The sequence below is a fragment of the Bradyrhizobium ivorense genome (genome assembly GCF_900696085.1).
GTDB classification, from domain to species: Bacteria; Pseudomonadota; Alphaproteobacteria; order Rhizobiales; family Xanthobacteraceae; genus Bradyrhizobium; species Bradyrhizobium ivorense.
This window is the reverse complement of record NZ_CAADFC020000013.1, coordinates 1-17,433: the sequence shown is the minus strand read 5'-3', so window position 1 is coordinate 17,433 and position 17,433 is coordinate 1. Positions and strand designations below refer to the sequence as shown.

13 protein-coding genes and 1 pseudogene are annotated in these 17,433 nt (G+C 65.5%); 12 read left to right on the top strand and 2 right to left on the bottom strand.

Annotation, left to right across the window (positions count from 1 at the left end; all coding sequences use genetic code 11):
* The first annotated feature begins 4 nt into the window (after positions 1-4).
* The 5 genes from CI41S_RS17785 (at position 5) to CI41S_RS17765 (ending at position 5,880) form a co-directional block, all read left to right on the top strand.
* Positions 5-1,408, top strand: coding sequence for an enolase-like domain-containing protein (locus CI41S_RS17785; protein ID WP_139860852.1), 1,404 nt, complete (start codon positions 5-7; stop codon positions 1,406-1,408).
* Entirely contained in the window at positions 1,405-2,556 is a 1,152-nt protein-coding gene (locus CI41S_RS17780; RefSeq protein ID WP_139860851.1) for a Gfo/Idh/MocA family protein, read from the top strand. Before CI41S_RS17785 ends, CI41S_RS17780 begins: the two co-directional genes overlap by 4 nt.
* 14 nt (positions 2,557-2,570) lie before the next feature.
* Positions 2,571-3,764: a dihydrodipicolinate synthase family protein gene (locus tag CI41S_RS17775; protein ID WP_139860850.1), complete on the top strand. Its 1,194-nt coding sequence runs from the start codon at positions 2,571-2,573 to the stop codon at positions 3,762-3,764.
* Positions 3,764-4,627: a sugar phosphate isomerase/epimerase family protein gene (locus CI41S_RS17770; protein WP_139860849.1), complete on the top strand. Its 864-nt coding sequence runs from the start codon at positions 3,764-3,766 to the stop codon at positions 4,625-4,627. Before CI41S_RS17775 ends, CI41S_RS17770 begins: the two co-directional genes overlap by 1 nt.
* Positions 4,628-4,734: 107 nt before the next feature.
* Positions 4,735-5,880, top strand: a complete 1,146-nt coding sequence (locus tag CI41S_RS17765; protein ID WP_139860848.1) for an alpha-hydroxy acid oxidase — start codon at positions 4,735-4,737, stop codon at positions 5,878-5,880.
* Positions 5,881-5,905: 25 nt separating this feature from the next.
* On the opposite strand, the gene CI41S_RS17760 is transcribed toward CI41S_RS17765, so the two are convergent.
* A complete protein-coding gene (locus CI41S_RS17760) occupies positions 5,906-7,255 on the bottom strand; it encodes a Spy/CpxP family protein refolding chaperone (protein ID WP_244626579.1) in 1,350 nt (449 codons plus the stop codon).
* A 657-nt stretch (positions 7,256-7,912) separates the two neighbouring features.
* The gene (locus CI41S_RS17755; protein WP_139860846.1) at positions 7,913-9,136 is read right to left on the bottom strand and encodes a cytochrome P450; all 1,224 of its coding nucleotides are present in this window, start codon (positions 9,134-9,136) and stop codon (positions 7,913-7,915) included.
* A gap of 205 nt (positions 9,137-9,341) precedes the next feature.
* Here CI41S_RS17755 and CI41S_RS17750 point away from each other — a divergent pair, with 205 nt between their 5' ends.
* From CI41S_RS17750 to CI41S_RS17720, 7 genes and pseudogenes are all read left to right on the top strand, one after another.
* On the top strand, positions 9,342-9,875 hold the full coding sequence (locus CI41S_RS17750) for a thiamine pyrophosphate-binding protein (protein WP_139860845.1): 534 nt from the start codon (positions 9,342-9,344) through the stop codon (positions 9,873-9,875).
* Positions 9,872-10,462: a thiamine pyrophosphate-dependent enzyme gene (locus tag CI41S_RS17745; RefSeq protein WP_139860844.1), complete on the top strand. Its 591-nt coding sequence runs from the start codon at positions 9,872-9,874 to the stop codon at positions 10,460-10,462. Before CI41S_RS17750 ends, CI41S_RS17745 begins: the two co-directional genes overlap by 4 nt.
* 64 nt (positions 10,463-10,526) lie before the next feature.
* Positions 10,527-11,228: a TetR/AcrR family transcriptional regulator gene (locus CI41S_RS17740; RefSeq protein ID WP_139860843.1), complete on the top strand. Its 702-nt coding sequence runs from the start codon at positions 10,527-10,529 to the stop codon at positions 11,226-11,228.
* A gap of 1 nt (position 11,229) precedes the next feature.
* The gene (locus CI41S_RS17735; protein ID WP_139481847.1) at positions 11,230-12,423 is read left to right on the top strand and encodes an efflux RND transporter periplasmic adaptor subunit; all 1,194 of its coding nucleotides are present in this window, start codon (positions 11,230-11,232) and stop codon (positions 12,421-12,423) included.
* 250 nt (positions 12,424-12,673) lie between these two features.
* On the top strand, positions 12,674-15,781 hold the full coding sequence (locus tag CI41S_RS17730; protein ID WP_139860842.1) for a multidrug efflux RND transporter permease subunit: 3,108 nt from the start codon (positions 12,674-12,676) through the stop codon (positions 15,779-15,781).
* Between the two features lie 132 nt (positions 15,782-15,913).
* Positions 15,914-16,657 carry a 2-amino-5-chloromuconate deaminase CnbZ gene (gene cnbZ / locus CI41S_RS17725; RefSeq protein WP_139860841.1) on the top strand — a complete coding sequence of 248 codons (744 nt, stop codon included), beginning with the start codon at positions 15,914-15,916 and terminating at the stop codon, positions 16,655-16,657.
* Positions 16,658-17,096: 439 nt separating this feature from the next.
* Positions 17,097-17,433: pseudogene (locus tag CI41S_RS17720) on the top strand (IS5/IS1182 family transposase); the annotation flags it as partial.

The following is a 17,433-nucleotide window of genomic DNA, read 5'->3' as shown; positions in this document are numbered from 1 at the left end:
TTCGATGCCGCTTCGCCTCGCTGTCAGGGATATCGCCTTCTTCGAACGTCCGGTGCCGTTTGCCCGGCCGTTCCGCTTTGGCGCTGTCGCGATCAATGCGGCTACGCAGGTGTTCGTGCGGGTCGAGATCGAGGTGGAGGGCAAAGGACGCGCGACCGGTGCCAGCGCGGAGATGCTGGCGCCGAAATGGTTCGACAAGCGGCCGCATCTGACGGCGGACCAGACCATCGACGGGCTACGCCGCTCGCTGCTGATCGCCCGTGAGCTCTATCTGGCCAACACCGGTTTTGACACCGCGTTCGGCCTGCACGCCCGCTGCATCGGCGCCCAGGTCGCGGCCTGCGCCAAAGAGGACATCCCGGCGCTCGCAGCGGCGCTTGGACCGGCGGAAATCGACAAGGCGATCCTGGACGCGCTGCTGCGCGCAGAACGCGCCAGCTTCTTCGACGGCATGGCCGGCAATATCGCAGGTATCGACGCCCGGCTGACACCCGACCTCGACGACGCCGCGATCACGCGTTTCCTTGCGACGCGCAGGCGGCTCGACCGCGTCGCGATCAGGCACACCGTCGGGATGGACGATATGATCGAAGGCGAGGGCGGCATCGCCGATTTCAGAGAAAATGCCGGCGCGCGCTATTTCAAGCTCAAGCTGAACGGCGATCCCGCGCATGACGGGGCGCGGCTGGCGCGGATCGGCAAGGAGCTGGCAACGCTGCCTTATCCGACGAAGCTCACGCTCGACGCCAACGAGCAGTATGCCGACCTCACCGCGCTGAGTGCGCTGGCCGACCGGCTCGACCATGACGTGGCGCTGGCGCCGATCGCGGTGAACCTGCTCTATATCGAGCAGCCGATGCCGCGCGACATCACCAAGGCCTCGTCGCTCGGCGCATTGGCCGCGCGCAGCTTCATCATCGACGAGGCCGACGATTCCTACGACGCATTCCCAGCGGCGCGGGCGCTGGGCTATCGCGGCATCTCCTCGAAATCCTGCAAGGGCATCTACAAGTCGATCGTCAACGCGACCCGCGCGGCGGCGTGGAGCGCGGATGGCGGGCCGTATTTCATCAGCGGCGAGGACCTGACCTGCCAGGCCGGGCTTGCCGTGCAGCAGGATCTCGCGCTCGGCGCGCTGATCGGCGTCACCCATGCCGAGCGCAACGGGCACCATTACGTAGACGGCTTTGCCGAGACGCCAGGCGTGGAGACCGAAGGTTTCTTCGCCACGCATCCCGACCTCTACAGGCGCGACGGCGCAAAGGTCCGCCTTGCGATCCATGACGGCGATCTGCTGACGGGATCGCTGACCGTATCAGGCTTTGCCAGCGCCGTTCATCCGGACTGGTCCACCATGCAGCCGCTCAAGCGGCCAACACTACGTGTTTCGCAGGAGCAAGCAGTATGACCACCAAACGCCTCGGCCTGATCATGAACGGCGTCACCGGCCGGATGGGGCTCAACCAGCATCTGATCCGCTCGATCGTCGCGATCCGCGAGCAGGGCGGCGTGCTGCTCGGCAACGGCGACCGCATCATGCCCGATCCGATCCTGGTCGGCCGCGACGCCGAAAAGGTCGGCGCGCTGGCAAAGCGCTACAACATCGAGCGCCACACCACCGATCTCGACCGCGCGCTGGCCGACAAGGCCGACACCGTGTTCTTCGACGCCGCGACCACTCAGGCGCGGCCGTCGCTGCTGACCAAGGCGATCAACGCCGGCAAGCATGTCTATTGCGAGAAGCCGATTGCGACCAATCTGGAAGAGGCGGTCGAGGTGGTGAAGCTCGCCAATGCCAAGGGCCTCAAGCACGGCACGGTGCAGGACAAGCTGTTTTTGCCGGGGTTGAAGAAGCTCGCGTTCCTGCGCGACTCCGGCTTCTTCGGCCGCATGCTCTCGGTGCGCGGCGAGTTCGGCTACTGGGTGTTCGAGGGCGGCTGGCAGGAGGCGCAGCGGCCGTCGTGGAACTACCGTGCCGAGGACGGCGGCGGCATCATCCTCGACATGGTCTGCCACTGGCGCTACGTGCTCGACAATCTCTTCGGCGAGGTCGAGAGCGTGGTCTGCATCGGCAACACCGACATCCCCGAGCGCTACGACGAGAAGGGCAAGCAGTACCAGGCGACCGCCGACGATTCCGCCTATGCCACCTTCAAGCTGAAGGGCGGCGTGATCGCGCATATCAACATGAGCTGGGTGACGCGGGTCTATCGCGACGACCTCGTCACCTTCCAGGTCGACGGCACCCACGGCTCGGCGGTTGCGGGCCTCACCGACTGCATGATCCAGGCGCGCCAGGCGACGCCGCGGCCGGTGTGGAATCCGGACGAGAAGCGGCTGCACGATTTCTACGCCGACTGGCAGAAGCTGCCCGACAACGTCGTCTATGACAACGGCTTCAAGGAGCAGTGGGAGATGTTCATCCGTCATGTCTGCGAGGATGCGCCCTACAAGTACACGCTGCTCGAAGGCGCCAAGGGCGTGCAGCTCGCCGAATGCGCGCTGAAGAGCTGGAAGGAACGGCGCTGGATCGACGTCGCGCCGATCGTCGTCTGAGAAAGGACTTTGTTATGAACAAGCCAGTCCTGCCGATATCCTCGCTGTCCTTGAAGCTGCCGACGGCGGATGGCGGCATCGAGACCTATCGTCTCGCCGCGTCGCGGAGCTTTCCGGCGAAGCTCGAGGGCACGCTGAACCGCGTCGCATTCTCGGCGGCGCATGTGGTGGCCGATCCGCGCGCCGACGTCGATCCCTGGCTGACGGCCGCGATCGACTGGGACCGCACCATTGCGTTCCGCGAGCACGTCTGGGATCTCGGCCTCGGCGTTGCCGAGGCGATGGACACCGCGCAGCGCGGCATGGGGCTGGACTGGGCGACCTCGCTGGAACTGATCCAGCGCTCGGTGAAAGCGGCCAAGGCCAAGGGCAACGCGCTGGTGTTTTCCGGCGCGGGCACCGACCACCTCGCGGTCGAGGATGCGAAGTCGATCGACGACGTGATCCGTGCGTATGAGGAACAGATCGTGGCGGTCGAGAAGGCCGGCGGCCGCATCATCCTGATGGCCTCGCGCGCACTGGCAAAGCTCGGCCAGCGCGCGGAGGACTACGCAAAGGTCTACGACCGCGTGCTGTCGCAGGTGCGCGAGCCCGTGATCATCCACTGGCTCGGCGACATGTTCGACCCGGCGCTGTCGGGCTATTGGGGCACCGCCGACCTCGACCGGGCGATGGACACCGCGGTTGCGATCATCAACGCCAACGCGGCCAAGGTCGACGGCGTCAAAGTCTCGCTGCTCGACAAGCAGCGCGAGATCGACATGCGGCGGCGGCTCGATGGGCGGGTGAAAATGTACACCGGCGACGACTTCAACTATGCCGAACTGATCGCCGGCGACAACAAGGGATTTTCCCACGCGCTGCTCGGCATCTTCGATGCGATCGCGCCGGCCGCCTCCTACGCGCTGTCGCGGCTGGCGGCGGGCGACGAGGCTGGCTTCCACGACGTGCTGGGCCCGACGGTGCCGCTGTCGCGCCACATCTTCAAGGCGCCGACCCGGTTCTACAAGACCGGCATCGTGTTCATGGCCTATCTCAACGGGCACCAGGACCACTTCACCATGGTCGGCGGGCAGGAGAGCGCGCGCTCGACGTTGCATCTCGCCGAGTTGTTCCGGCTCGCCGACAAGGCCGGGCTGCTCGCCAATCCGGAGCTTGCCACGCGCCGGATGACGACCATCCTCGCCACCCGCGGCGTTGAGCCCTGATGCGCGACTTTTCCCACGACCATCGCTGGCTGTCGCTGAACACGGCGACGGTCCGCAAGCAGGGCGACCTCACGGCCATCATCGAGGCCTGCGCGCGCCATGGGATCCGCGCCATCGATCCCTGGCGCGACCAGGTCGCTGCCATCGGGCTGGAGCGTGCGGTGCGCGCGGTGAAGGACGCCGGGCTCGATCTGTCGGGCTATTGCCGCGGCGGCATGTTCCCGGCGGATGCAGCGCATCGGGCCGAGGCGCGCGACGACAACCGCCGCGCGGTCGACGAGGCCGCGGCGCTCGGCGCGCCCTGCATCGTGCTGGTGGTCGGCGGCCTGCCGCAATATTCGCGGCCAGGCAGCGCGGCGTCGAAGGACATCGCGGCGGCGCGCAGCCAGGTCCATGACGGCATCGCCGAGATGCTGGAATATGCAAAACAGGCAAAACTGCCGCTGGCGATCGAGCCGCTGCATCCGGCCTATGCCGCCGACCGCGCCTGCGTCAACACCACAAAGCATGCGCTCGACATCTGCGACGCGCTGGATCCTGCCCGCAGCGGCGCCATCGGCGTCGCGCTCGACGTCTATCATATCTGGTGGGATCCGGAGCTGATTGACCAGATCGCGCGCGCCGGCAGGAATCGGCTGCTCGCGTTCCACGTCTGCGACTGGCTGGTGCCGACCAAGGACATCCTCAACGACCGCGGCATGATGGGCGACGGCGTGATCGACATCAAATCGGTGCGATCAATGGTCGAGGCGCAGGGCTTTGCCGGCTATTCGGAGATCGAGATTTTTTCGAATGACTGGTGGACCAAGCCGATGGACGAGGTGTTGCGCACCTGCATCGCGCGGCATCGCACGGTGGTCTGAGCGCAACGCTCGTTCGGTGGACAAGGCGAAGCGTGCCCGTTATTCCGGTGACGGGTGTGCACGGCCGGGAAGGTCGTCGCACGCCGCCGCCCGGATCGGAGCACGAGATGCGTTTGAGCGATTGCCACAATTTTCATGATTTCCGCGAGCTGGCGCGACGCCGGCTGCCGGGGCCGATCTTCAACTATATCGACGGCGGTGCGGACGACGAGGCGACGCTCCGGCAAAACACCGCGAGCTTCGAGCGCTGCGATCTGGTGCCCAATGTCCTGCGCGGCGTGGAGAATGTCGATCTCTCGGTTAGCGTGATGGGGCAGAAGCTGGCAACGCCGTTCTATTGCTCGCCGACCGCGCTGCAACGGCTGTTTCACCATCAGGGCGAGCGCGCCGTCGCCGCCGCGGCGGCCAAATACGGCACGATGTTCGGCGTGTCCTCGCTCGGCACCACCAGCCTCGAGGAATTGCGCAAGGCGCACGACACGCCGCAGGTCTACCAGTTCTACTTCCACAGGGATCGCAGCCTGAACTCGGCGATGATGCAGCGCGCCAAGCAGGCCGGCGTCAACGTGATGATGCTGACGGTCGACAGTATCACCGGCGGCAACCGCGAGCGCGATCTGCGTACCGGGTTTTCGATCCCGTTCCGCCTGACGCTCGGCGGCATGCTGCAATTCGCCATCAAGCCGGCATGGGCCATCAACTACCTCACCCATGAAAGTTTCAAGCTGCCGCAGCTCGACGAGCACGTCGACATGAGCGGTGGCGCGATGTCGATCGGACGTTACTTCACGGAAATGCTCGATCCGGCGATGCGTTGGGACGACGTCGCCGACATGGTCCGGCAGTGGAACGGCCAGTTCTGCCTGAAGGGCATCATCTCGGTCGAGGATGCCAAGCGCGCCGTGGAGATCGGCTGCACCGGCATCATCCTGTCCAACCATGGCGGCCGGCAGCTCGACGGCTCGCGGGCGGCGTTCGATCAGCTGGCCGAGATCGTCGACGCCGTCGGCGACCGGATCGACGTGATGATGGACGGCGGCATCCAGCGCGGCACCCATGTGCTGAAGGCGCTGTCGCTCGGCGCCAAGGCGGTCGGTCTCGGGCGCTTCTATCTCTATCCGCTGGCGTCGGCCGGCCAGGCCGGCGTCGAGCGCGCGCTCGGGCTGATGCAGGCCGAGCTGGTGCGCGACATGCGGCTGATGGGTTGCTCCTCGATCAGCCAGCTCTCGCGCGCAAACTTGCGGTTCCGATAGCTGTGGTCCGGATCGCGGGCTGGCCTCAGGGGCTCGCGACCTGCTGCAGCGTGTTGAAGCGTGCTTTCTGCTCGCTGCTCAGCGTGGCATAGAACTCGTCCAGTGCAGGCTGGATCAGCTGCGCGGCCTTCTGCATCGCCTCGAGCCGGTGCTGCATCGCCTCGAGCCGGCCGACCGGCGTCAGCGGCAGGTCGTTTGGGCAGGCCGCCTGCAGGCCCGCTATCGCCTTTGTTGTCGCATCGCTCAGGCGCTCGAGCGCGTCCTTCTGCTTGCCTGCCGGATGAAGCGAGGCCTCGATCCGGTTGATCGGCAGTTGGGCCAGGTCGGATTTCGAATCGCCGCAACTCCCGGCTTGCGCGTTCGCCTCCTGCTGTTGTGGCGAACGCTCGCCGACATGTGGACCGAGCGCATTGAAGCGGGCCTGTTGCTCGTCGCTGAGTGAGCTGTAGAAACTCTCCAGGGCGGGCCGCACGATTTTGATCGCCTCGAGCGTCGCGCTGATGCGGTTCAGCATCGACCGCAAGCGGCCGGGTGGCGTCATCGCATAGCTGTCCGCGCAGGAGTCCTTGAAGACATCGGCGGCCTTCGCCGCGGCGGTCTTCAAGTCGTCGAGCAGGGCGCGTTGCTGCTGGTTTGGCCGTACCGCTCGCGCGATGTCGGCAAGCGGCCAAGCCGTGACGCCCTTGTCCGGCTCCCCGCACAACTGCCTGATTGCCTGCGGGCTCGTGTCGGCGCGTTGACGGGACCGATAGCGGCCTGCGGTCGCCGGATAGTCGCCAGGGTAGGTGCTGGCATAAGCGGTGTACGGGCTGTTGGTGTCCCAGAACACCGTGTCGACGAAGTCGTCATAGGCGTAGGCCCAATAGCCGGGCTCGTAGGCATAGGACCAGAACGTGTAGTCAAAGATGTCCGAATAGGCGTAAGGCCAGAACACCGGGCCAAGCCACGCCACGAACGCCGCACGATTGCCGCGTCGCCAGGCATGCCGGGGCGCCCAGCCGGCTTGGCGCGCGGCAAGTGCCGCCTGGGCTTGCGCTCCCGCCTGCTCGCGGAAATGCGCGGCAAATCGCTCGCGCTGAGCGGCCTGCGTCGCCGCCGTGGTCGCGGCGGCGACCCCAACTGTCGCTGCCGGCCCCAATCGCTGCTGGCGCGCAACGTCGGCCTGCTGCGCGTGCTGCTCACGTTGCAGCAAACGGTTCTGCGCCTGCAGCTGCCGGTCGTGGATGCGTTGCGCGCGCGCACCTTCGACCTTTTGCGTCTGCAACTGCTGCACGCGCTGTTGCAGCCGATCGATCCGGGTTTGCCGTTCTGCAGTCTGGCGCGAGAGGCTCTCACGCTGCCGCTGCTGCGCGGTCTGCTGGCGCTGCTGGATCAACTGCTGCCGTTCCTGCGCACGCTGTTGAATGCGCTCCGTCGGCGACGGCCGCTCGCTTAAGCGCGATGGTGGGCTCGGGCGTGATGGCGCCGCCAGATGCGGAGCCGGGCGCTGCGGCGGTGCCCCACGACGGAATTCGGGGCGCGGCGCGGCTATGTGGGGAGCCTGGCGTGGTGACGGGGCGGCGAAATGCGGTGCCGGGCGCGGCGCCATCGCAGGTCGCTGAGGGGCATGGAACGCGGGTGCGGCCGGCCGAGCCATTGCCGGCGGTCTAGCCATTGCGGGAGGGGCGGCGTGCACCATCGGGGCGGCAGGACGTGCCATCGCGGGCGGTGCGGCAGGCCTTGCCGCCTGTCCCGGCGGTCCGCCTCTTCCGTGTGGCTGAGCGGCCGCGCCGCTCGCCGCGAGCATCGAGACGCCAATCACAAATGCAACAAGTCTAACGCGACGGCAAAGCATGAGCGTAGCTCTCCGTTCACCTGTCGCCCATAGCGCTTCAACGCGCAGGCGTGAGATTCGTTCGTTGTGGCCACAGCCGCTTGCAGTCTTCCGATGCAGGGAACCGTCAGGAGACCTCTTGTGTGAGGGCGGCCGCGATCCGCTCGAGCTCGACCTAATCGCCCGCGGGGAAGTGCCTTGGCCGTGCCGGGAAATGCGTCAGGTGTTGATGCTGCACGGCACGCTGAGGAAGCCGCGGAAGCGCACCCGGCCGCCGCGCACCGGCACGCCGTCGAGCGCGTAGTTCGGGAAGCGCGCTAGGAAGCGCGAGATCGCGATCGCGCCCTCGAGCCGGGCCAGCGCCATCCCGGCGCATTGATGCGCGCCGGTGCCGAAGGCGAGGTGGCGGTTCGGCGTCCGCGCGACGTCGAAGCGTTCGGGGTCGGGGAATTGGGCGCCATCGCGGTTGGCGGCGCCGATGCACAGCGTCACCAGCGTGCCCGCCGGCAGCTTGACGCCGCCGAGCTCGATGTCCTCGACGATCATGCGGTTGCCGAGCTGGTTCGAGCTCTCGTAGCGCAGCATTTCCTCGACCGCTGATTTGATCAGGTCGGGCTGCTCGATCAGCCGCTGTTTCTCGTCCGGGTTCTCGGTCAGCGTGACCAGCCCGTTGCCGATCAGATTGGTCGTGGTCTCGTGGCCGGCATTGAGCAGGAAGATGCAGTTGTGCAGCAGCTCCTTCGCGGTCAGCCGCTCGCCATTGTCCTCACCCTGGATCAGCCGGGTCAGCACGTCGCGGTCCGGATTGCCGGGCTTGGCGCGGCGGCGCTCGACCAGGGTTTCGAGATAGGCGAGAAAATCCTTCACCGCAGTGTTGCCGCGGTCGAACGCCTCCTTGCCGATCACAGGCTCCAGCGCACCCAGGATCGCCAGCGACCAGTCGCGCAGCGGCTCGCGCTCGTCATGCGGCACGTCGAGCAGATTGCCGATCACCTCGACCGGGATCGCGGAGGCGAAATCGCCGATCAATTCGAAGCGCTCTTTTTTGGCGATGCGGTCGAGCAGACCGTCGACCAGTGCGATCAGGTTGCCCTCCATGCCGGCGATTGCACGCGGCGACAAAGCGCCCATGATCAGCCGCCGCACGCGGGTGTGCGCCGGTGGGTCGTTGAACACCAGGCTGGTGGTGTGGTGCTCGTACAGCAGCGAGTCGCCGTATTTCGGCAAAAACTCCTTCTTCTTGTCGGACGAGAACGCCTTGGTGTTCTTGTAGGCGGTGACGAGGTCGTCGTAGCGGGTCAGGAAGTAGCAGCCGTTTGGCATCAGCTTGACCGGCGCGTTCTCCCGCAGCGCGCGATAGGTCGGATAGGGATTGGCGTAGAATTCGCCCGTCAGCTTTTCGAGGTCGAAACCGTCAGCCAGCTCTCGCGCGCGCATCGTCATTCCCGGATGCCCATATTAGTTTCACGTGCAACTATCGTAAGCTGCGTGCCCGTGCCACGCAAATACAATTTGCGAGCGGCGCGGAACAGTGCGCTGCGCCATGCGGTGCGAGTAAATCGCAGAGCCATATGCGGTATTGCGCTTTGATGGGCAGCGCGCGCCCCTCTACAGTCCGCCCAAACAGTCAGACAACCGGAAACGCCTCATGCATGCCCGTGCCGAGACCGCGGCCTCCTGGCCCGAGGAGATATTTTCCATATTGCAGCGCTTCGAGGTGCGGCAGGTGCCCTATGTGCCGGATGCCGGCCATTCGGAACTGATCGAGCGCGTGCTCGGCTCCCCGGCGATGCGCGGCATCGCGCTGACGACAGAGGAGGAGGGCGTGGCGCTGCTGGCAGGCGCCTGGGCCGGCGGCCAGCGCGGCGTGCTGCTGATGCAGTCGAGCGGCGTCGGCAATTGCATCAACATGCTGTCGCTGGTGCAGATCTTCCGCTTTCCCTTCCTCACTTTGGTGACGATGCGCGGCGAGTGGGGCGAGTTCAATCCCTGGCAGGTGCCGATGGGCTCCAACACCCAAGGCATCCTCGAACTCGCCGGCATCAAGGTGTTGCGCGCCTCGCATCCCGGCGAGGTTCGCGAAGTCGTCGAGGCCGGCGCCGCGCAGGCCTACAACGCCTGCACGCCAACCGCCGTCCTGCTGTCGCAGCGCCTGATCGGGGCAAAGGTCTTCACCAAATGAGCAAAGCCAATCTCCTCGACCGCCGCGCCGTCGTCGCTGAACTGCTCAAGGAGCGGGGCGGCGCCATCGCCGTCGGCGGCCTCGGCGCCTCCACCTACGACATCGCCGCCGCCGGCGACCACGACCGCAACTTCTATCTGTGGGGCGGCATGGGCGGCGCGGTGATGATCGGGCTCGGGCTGGCGCTGGCCCAGCCGACGCTGCCGGTGGTCGTGATCACCGGCGACGGCGAGATGCTGATGGGCATGGGCAGCCTTGCCACCGTCGGCTTGCAGCAGCCGAAAAACCTCTCGATCATCGTGCTGGATAACGAGGCCTATGGCGAGACCGGCGGCCAGGCCAGCCACACCGGCGGCTCCGCGGACCTCGTCGGCGTTGCCAAAGCGTGCGGAATAGGGGATAGCAGGGCGATTACGACGATGGCCGAGGTCGAGGATTTTTCCTCGTCTTTACAGGATGTTACGGCCGGACCGCGGTTCGCGAGCGCGAAGATCGACGCCGCCAATCTGGAACGCGTGCTGTCCAGCCGCGACGGCACTTACATTGTGAATCGTATCCGAGGGTCTCTCGGCCACAGTCCGATATAAAATGACTTTCGCGGTGCAATAGAACCTTGACTTTTGGTAAAGTGAGTGATTACTCACGACCCAAATGTCTACCTTACGCATGACGAGTGATTTGCGGCGTCAGTTGATCCTGAGCGCTGCAAAACGATGTTTCGCCCGGAACGGCTTCGCCGGCACCACGACCAAGAGCGTGGCGGCCGCCGCTGCCATTTCGGAAGGCCTGCTGTTCAAGCACTTCCCGTCCAAGGCGGCGCTCTACGCCGAGATCCTTGCCGAGGAATGCGAGGCGGATCCCGATCTCGCCCATCTGCTGGGACAGGAACCCTCGACCGCGACGTTGGTCGAGCTGGTGCAGGGCATGGTCGGCCACTTCATGCAGCTGCGCGACGCGCCCGACCAGGAAGAGGCGCAGCGGATGCGGCTGATGGTGACCAGCCATCTCGACGACGGCGAATTCGCGCGGCTGCTCTACGACAAGGTCGGCAAGCTGATCGGCCCGACCTTCGCCGCCTCGCTCGAGCGCGCGGTCGCCGCCGGTGACGCTGCACAGATCGGCGACGAGCCGCTCAACCTGTTCTGGTTTGCGCATCACACCGTGCTGATGGCCGCGCTGACCCAACTCCCTGCGACACCATGTCTCCCCTACGGCGATGCCGCTGCGGCCGAGCGGCAGCTTTGCCAGTTCATCCTGCGCGGAATCGGACTTACCGAAGCCGCAATCTCAACTCATTTGGGCCGCCAGCCGTCACCGAGTCAGGGAAAGTCGGTAACTGCAGAAAGTGCATGAAATGAACATTCAGTCCGAAAGCCACATCTCGGGGCAACCGATCAAGGAGAAACCCGCCAAGCGTCCGGTCCGCATGGTGCGCTGGTTCATCATCGTGAGCTTGCTGCTGGTGGTGCTGGTCGGCGGCCTCGTCGGCTTCAACGCCTTCCGCAGCCACATGATCGCGCAGTTCTTCGCCAACAACAAGCCGCCGCCGGCGAGCGTCACCGCGGTCGAGGCGAAGACCGAGCTGATTCCGAACCTGCTCACCGCGGTCGGCGATCTCGTCGCGGTGCATCAGGTCAACGTCACCACCGACGTGTCGGGCCGCATCACCGACATCCTGTTCACGGCCGGCAGCCATGTGAAGGCGGGCACCCCGCTGGTGCAGCTGTTCGACGCCCCGGAGCAGGGTGACCTCGCCAGCTTCAAGGCGCAGGCGACCGTCGGCGAGCTGCAGCTCGACCGCGCCAAGCAACTCGCGTCGCGCCAGTTCGGGCCGCAATCCACCGTCGATACCGCGCAAGCGGCCTACGACCAGGCCAAGGCCGGTATTGCCAAGACCGAAGCGCTGATCTCGCAGAAGCTGGTGCGTGCGCCGTTCGAGGGTGACCTCGGCGTCCGCATGGTCGAAGTCGGCCAGTACCTGACCGCAGGCACCCAGATCGTGTCGCTGACCGATCTGTCGGTGCTGTACGCAAACCTGACCGCCACCGAGAAGCAGAGTTCGCAGATCAAGGTCGGCCAGACCGTGCGGGTCAAGGTCGACGCCTATCCGGGCCGGATCTTCGAGGGCAAGATCACCACCATCGAGCCGCAGATCCAGACCGATACCCGCAACATCCGGGTCCAGGCGACGATCCAGAATCCGGATCGGATCCTCAAGCCCGGCATGTTCGCGACCACCACGATCGTGCTGCCGGACAACCCGCCCGTCGTCACCGTCCCCGAAACCGCGGTCGACTACACGTTGTACGGCGACTCCGTGTTCCTGATCACCGAGAAGAAGGGTGAGGACGGCAAGACCACGCTGACCGCCGACCGCACCTTCGTGAAGACCGGCAACCGCGCCGAGGGCCATGTCGAGATCCTGAAGGGCCTGAAGGCCGGCGACAAGGTCGTTGCGGTCGGACAGATCAAGCTGCAGTCCGGCATGCCGGTTGCGATCTCGACCGATCCGCCGCCGCCGGTTCCGGCCGAGCCGCCGCGCTACTGATTAACAATGATAGGGCTCCGCAAAGAGAGCGACCTCCGATCCACCTCGCCCCGCTTGCGGAGAGAGGTCGAAATTCAGGCACAGCCTGAATTTCGGGTGAGGGGGACTCTCCGCGGGCTGATCTCTCACCGCATCTTCGCGGACGAAGCCCCTCACCCCAGCCCTCTCCCCGTAAGAACGGGGAGAGGGAGAAGGTGGTCGCTCCGACCAGACAGAATTCGTAACGACCTCGTTCACTCGGATATTCACGATGGCCTTCACTGATATTTTCATCAAGCGCCCGGTGCTGTCGGTCGTCGTCAGCCTGCTGATCCTCTTGATCGGCCTCCGCGCGGCGATGGTGCTGCCGATCCGGCAATATCCGAACCTGTCGAACACCGTCGTGACGATCACGACGTCGTATCCCGGTGCGTCGCCCGAATTGATCAACGGCTTCATCACCACGCCGATCGAGCAGGCCGTCGCCTCGGCGGAAGGCGTCGACTACATGACGTCGAACTCGGTGCTCGGCACCTCGACGATCCAGGTCTACATCAAGCTCAATCACGATCCGAACCAGGCGCTGACCGAGGTGCTGGCCAAGGTCAACTCGGTCAAATATCTGATCCCGAAGGAATCCTTCGACCCGGTCGTGACCAAGGCGACCGGCGACACCATCGCGGTGATGTATCTCGGCTTCTCCAGCGAGGAGCTCAGCGGATCGGCGATCTCCGACTACCTGACCCGCGTCGTGCAACCGGTGCTCTCGACGGTCGACGGCGTCGCCTCCGCCGACATCCTCGGCGGCCAGACCTTCGCGATGCGCGTCTGGCTCGATCCGATCCGGATGGCCGGCCGCGGCGTGTCGCCGAACGACGTCGCGGCTGCGATCGCCGCCAACAACTTCCAGGCGGCTGCCGGCCAGACCAAGGGCTTCTTCATCGTCTCCAACGTCTCGGCCAACACCGACCTGCAGAACATCGATCAGTTCAAGCGCATGATCGTGAAGTCGAAGGACGGCGGCTTCGTGCGCATCGAGGACATCGCGACCGTGGAGCTCGCGGCGCAGAGCACCGATGCCAGCGTCGCCTTCAACGGCGAGCATGCGATCTTCATCGGCATCAAGGCGACGCCGCAGGGCAACCCGCTGAGCCTGGTGAAGGGCGTCCGCGCCCTGTTCCCGGACCTCGAGCGCAATTTGCCGCCGTCGATGAAGATGAAGGTGGCCTACGATTCCACCAAGTTCATCCAGTCGTCGATCGACGAGGTCGAGAAGACGCTCGGCGAAGCGGTGCTGATCGTCGTGGTCGTGATCTTCCTGTTCCTGGCCTCGATCCGCTCGGTGATCATTCCGGTCGTCACCATTCCGCTGTCGCTGGTCGGCGTCTGCATCCTGATGCTGGCCGCCGGCTTCAGCTTCAACCTGCTGACGCTGCTCGCGATGGTGCTGGCGATCGGCCTCGTGGTCGACGACGCCATCGTGGTGGTGGAGAACATCCATCGGCATCTCGAGGAGGGGATGCCACCGGTGCAGGCATCGCTGAAGGGCGCCCGCGAAATTGTCGGTCCGGTCATCTCGATGACCATCACGCTCGCCGCGGTGTATGCGCCGATCGGTTTCCTCGGCGGCGTCACCGGCACGCTGTTCCGCGAATTCGCCTTCACGCTGGCCGGCTCGGTCATCGTCTCCGGCGTGATCGCGCTGACGCTGTCGCCGATGATGTGCTCGGTGTTCCTCAAGAGCGCCGAAGAAGGGCGTTTCTCCAGGCTGGTCAATCGCGTGTTCGGTTCGATCACCCGCGGCTATGGTCGCATGCTCGACCGCTCGCTGGACTACCGGCCGATCACCGCGCTGTTCGCGCTGACCATCCTCGGCCTGGTCGGCTTCCTCTACATGCACACGCAGAAGGAGCTCGCGCCGCAGGAGGACCAGGGCATCGTGTTCGCGGTGACCAAGGCGCCGAAATACGCCAACATCGACTACATCGACCACTACGGCGACAAGATGGACAAGGAGTTCCAGAAGTTTCCGGAGACCGATCTGCGCTTCGTGCTGAACGGCATCACCGGCCCGCAGGGCGGCTTTGCGGGAATGCTGCTGAAGCCGTGGGATGAGCGCAAGCGCAGTGCGCAGACGCTGCAGCCGCTGGTGCAGGCCGAGCTGTCGAAGATCGAAGGCATCAACGCCTTTGCGTTCAGCCTGCCGCCGCTGCCCGGCGGCCCCGGCGGCCTGCCGGTGCAGATGGTGATCAGCTCGACCGCGACCTTCCAGCAGGTGTTCGACCAGATGAACAAGCTGAAGGACGCGGCGCGCAAGAGCGGCCTGTTCATCGTCTCCGACAGCGACCTCGACTTCAACCAGCCGGTGGTCCGCGTCAAGGTCGATCGCACCAAGGCCAGCGACCTCGGCATCACCATGCAGTCGATCGGCAATGCGCTGGCAACGCTGCTCGGCGGCAACTACGTCAACCGCTTCAATCTGGAGGGACGGTCCTACCAGGTGATCCCGCAGGTGCCGCGCGCCGCCCGCCTCGCGCCGGAGTCGTTCGACAACTACTATGTGCCGAGCGCGACCGGGGCCCTGGTGCGGCTCTCGACCGTGGTCTCGGTCGAGACCGGCGTCGATCCGAACGCACTGACGCACTACAACCAGCTCAACTCGTCGACCTTCCAGGCGGTGCCGATGCCTGGCGTCTCGATGGGGCAGGCGGTCGAGTTCCTGCAGGGTGAGGCCAAGAAGCTGCCGTCCGGCTTCAGCTACGACTTCCTGGCGGACTCCCGGCAATATGTCCACGAAGGCAGCCAGCTGATGGTCACCTTCGCGTTCGCCATCATCATCATCTTCCTGGTGCTGGCGGCGCAGTTCGAGAGCCTGCGCGATCCGTTCGTGATCATGATCAGCGTGCCGATGGCGATCGTCGGCGCCCTGATCCCGCTGTTCTTCGGCGTTGCGACCATGAACATCTACACCCAGGTAGGCCTCTTGACGCTGGTCGGACTGATCACCAAGCACGGCATCCTGATGGTGGAGTTCGCCAACGAGCTGCAGCTCAACGAAAAGCTCGACCGCCGCTCGGCGATCGAGATGGCGGCCCGCATCCGGCTGCGTCCGATCCTGATGACGACGGCGGCGATGGTCACCGGCCTGCTGCCGCTGCTGACGGCCACGGGCGCCGGCGCCGCCAGCCGCTTCTCGATCGGTCTCGTCGTGGTGGCCGGCATGACGATCGGCACGCTGTTCACGCTGTTCGTGTTGCCGATGGTCTACACGGTGATCGCGACCGACCACGAGGCGGCGTCCCGCTCCGACCGGGCCAAGCAGATCGCCGATTTCGATCTCGGCGGCAGCGGTCATCCGGGCGCCCTGAAACCGACCTGAGCCCTCCAAGCTCATGCTCGCAGGAAAGGCGGCACTGGCGAAAGCCACTGCCGCCTTTTCTTTGCGCCGTGCTATCCTCGAAACTCGGGCGGCAGCACGTGCGGCGCCCGACAAGATCTGGGAGGAACAGACATGGTGAGCGACTTCGCAGCGGGCAATTACCGGTTCATTCCCGCCGTCTTCCAATATTCCAGCGGCGCGCAGGCCAGCGCCGGCTACGAGATCGAGCGGGTGCGCTTCGACCGCCTGCTGCCGCTCGCCGAGGGCTTTGCGCGGATCGCGGCCTATATCCAGGGTACGGGGCGGCCGCTGACCTCGTTCTGCGCCTGCGAGCTGCGTTCGCCCGCCGCCTTCACCGAGGACGGCTTTCGCGCCTTCAACCAGCACTATGTCAAGACGCTCGCGGAGTGGGGCGTCTATGACGGCAGCAGCAACCCGGTGGCGCGCAGCAATGTCTGCCCCGAGATCGATCCGCCGTCCGAGCCGTCGTTCTACGCCTTTTCGTTTACGCGGCCGAGCGCGAGCACAGCGCCATCCTTCGTGATCGCGGGCGGTGCCGAAGCCCGCGGCGGCGCCGGCAGCTATCCCGAGCGCATCGTGCGCTACCGTGATCTCAGCCCCGAGGCGTGGCGCGAGAAGGTCCGCTTCACGGCGAGCGAGATGGAGCGCCGGCTTGCCGAGTTCGGCTTCAGCTGGGCGGAGACCACCAACGTACAGGCCTACACCGTGCACGACATCCATCCCGTCATCGTCGACGAACTGGTCCGCCGCGGCGCCACCCGCTCCGGCCTGACCTGGCACTTCTGCCGCCCGCCGGTGGTCGATCTCGAATACGAGATGGATTGCCGGCGCGTGCTGCGCGAGGTGGTGATTTAGGTCTCCTCCGTTATTCCGGGGCGCGCCCTTGGCGCGAGAATGCGAAGCTGCGTCCCATTCACAACTGTCATCGCCCGGCTCGACCGGGCGATCCAGTACGCCGCGGCTTCTCGGCTCAATAACCACTGCCTCTGGAATACTGGATCACCCGCCTGCGCGGGTGATGACACCGAGTTGGATGTTTGAGAGTTGGATCAGACTAACCCCGTCATCCCCGCGCAAAGGCTTCGCCTTGTCGCTGGAGGTGCGAGCTCTTGCGAGCCTCGAAGGATGCACGGCCCGGCTGGTGGCCGATTCATCCTTCGAGGCTCGCCCAGCAGCGCAATTGCGCTGCAAGGCTCGCACCTCAGAGGCTGTGAATCTATGTGATTTGGCGGGTTTCTGTTTGCGTAAGCGTGAGTCGGATGATTCCCTGCTTTCAAGGTCGATGGAGGCACGGATGTCACGCGAAACACTGTTTGGTGATCTACCTGAAGCAGAGGCGGTTGCGCGGGACTGGCCGGGAAGCGCCCGGCTTCGCGAGCCTGTCCGCGATCAAGTTGAGCTGCGGGCGGTCGATCTTGAGGCGTTGCTGCCGGCTGAGCATCCGGCACGCGTGATCTGGGCCTATGTCGAGAGGCTCGATCTGAGCGCGCTTGAAGGGACCGTTCGGGCGCGTGCCCATGGTCCGGGTCAAGCGCCGGTCAGCCCACGCCTGCAACTGGCGTTGTGGTTGTTTGCCACGAGCCAGGGTGTCGGCAGTGCCCGGGCGCTGGCACGGCTGTGCGAAAGCCATG

What these genes read in the sequence shown, in the direction of transcription:
- CI41S_RS17785 (WP_139860852.1), top strand. Translation starts at nt 5, where the DNA reads ATGCCGCTTCGCCTCGCTGTCAGGGATATCGCCTTCTTCGAACGTCCG.
- CI41S_RS17780 (WP_139860851.1), top strand. Translation starts at nt 1,405, where the DNA reads ATGACCACCAAACGCCTCGGCCTGATCATGAACGGCGTCACCGGCCGG.
- CI41S_RS17775 (WP_139860850.1), top strand. Translation starts at nt 2,571, where the DNA reads ATGAACAAGCCAGTCCTGCCGATATCCTCGCTGTCCTTGAAGCTGCCG.
- CI41S_RS17770 (WP_139860849.1), top strand. Translation starts at nt 3,764, where the DNA reads ATGCGCGACTTTTCCCACGACCATCGCTGGCTGTCGCTGAACACGGCG.
- CI41S_RS17765 (WP_139860848.1), top strand. Translation starts at nt 4,735, where the DNA reads ATGCGTTTGAGCGATTGCCACAATTTTCATGATTTCCGCGAGCTGGCG.
- CI41S_RS17755 (WP_139860846.1), bottom strand. Translation starts at nt 9,136, where the DNA reads ATGACGATGCGCGCGCGAGAGCTGGCTGACGGTTTCGACCTCGAAAAG.
- CI41S_RS17750 (WP_139860845.1), top strand. Translation starts at nt 9,342, where the DNA reads ATGCATGCCCGTGCCGAGACCGCGGCCTCCTGGCCCGAGGAGATATTT.
- CI41S_RS17745 (WP_139860844.1), top strand. Translation starts at nt 9,872, where the DNA reads ATGAGCAAAGCCAATCTCCTCGACCGCCGCGCCGTCGTCGCTGAACTG.
- CI41S_RS17740 (WP_139860843.1), top strand. Translation starts at nt 10,527, where the DNA reads ATGTCTACCTTACGCATGACGAGTGATTTGCGGCGTCAGTTGATCCTG.
- CI41S_RS17735 (WP_139481847.1), top strand. Translation starts at nt 11,230, where the DNA reads ATGAACATTCAGTCCGAAAGCCACATCTCGGGGCAACCGATCAAGGAG.
- CI41S_RS17730 (WP_139860842.1), top strand. Translation starts at nt 12,674, where the DNA reads ATGGCCTTCACTGATATTTTCATCAAGCGCCCGGTGCTGTCGGTCGTC.
- cnbZ (WP_139860841.1), top strand. Translation starts at nt 15,914, where the DNA reads ATGGTGAGCGACTTCGCAGCGGGCAATTACCGGTTCATTCCCGCCGTC.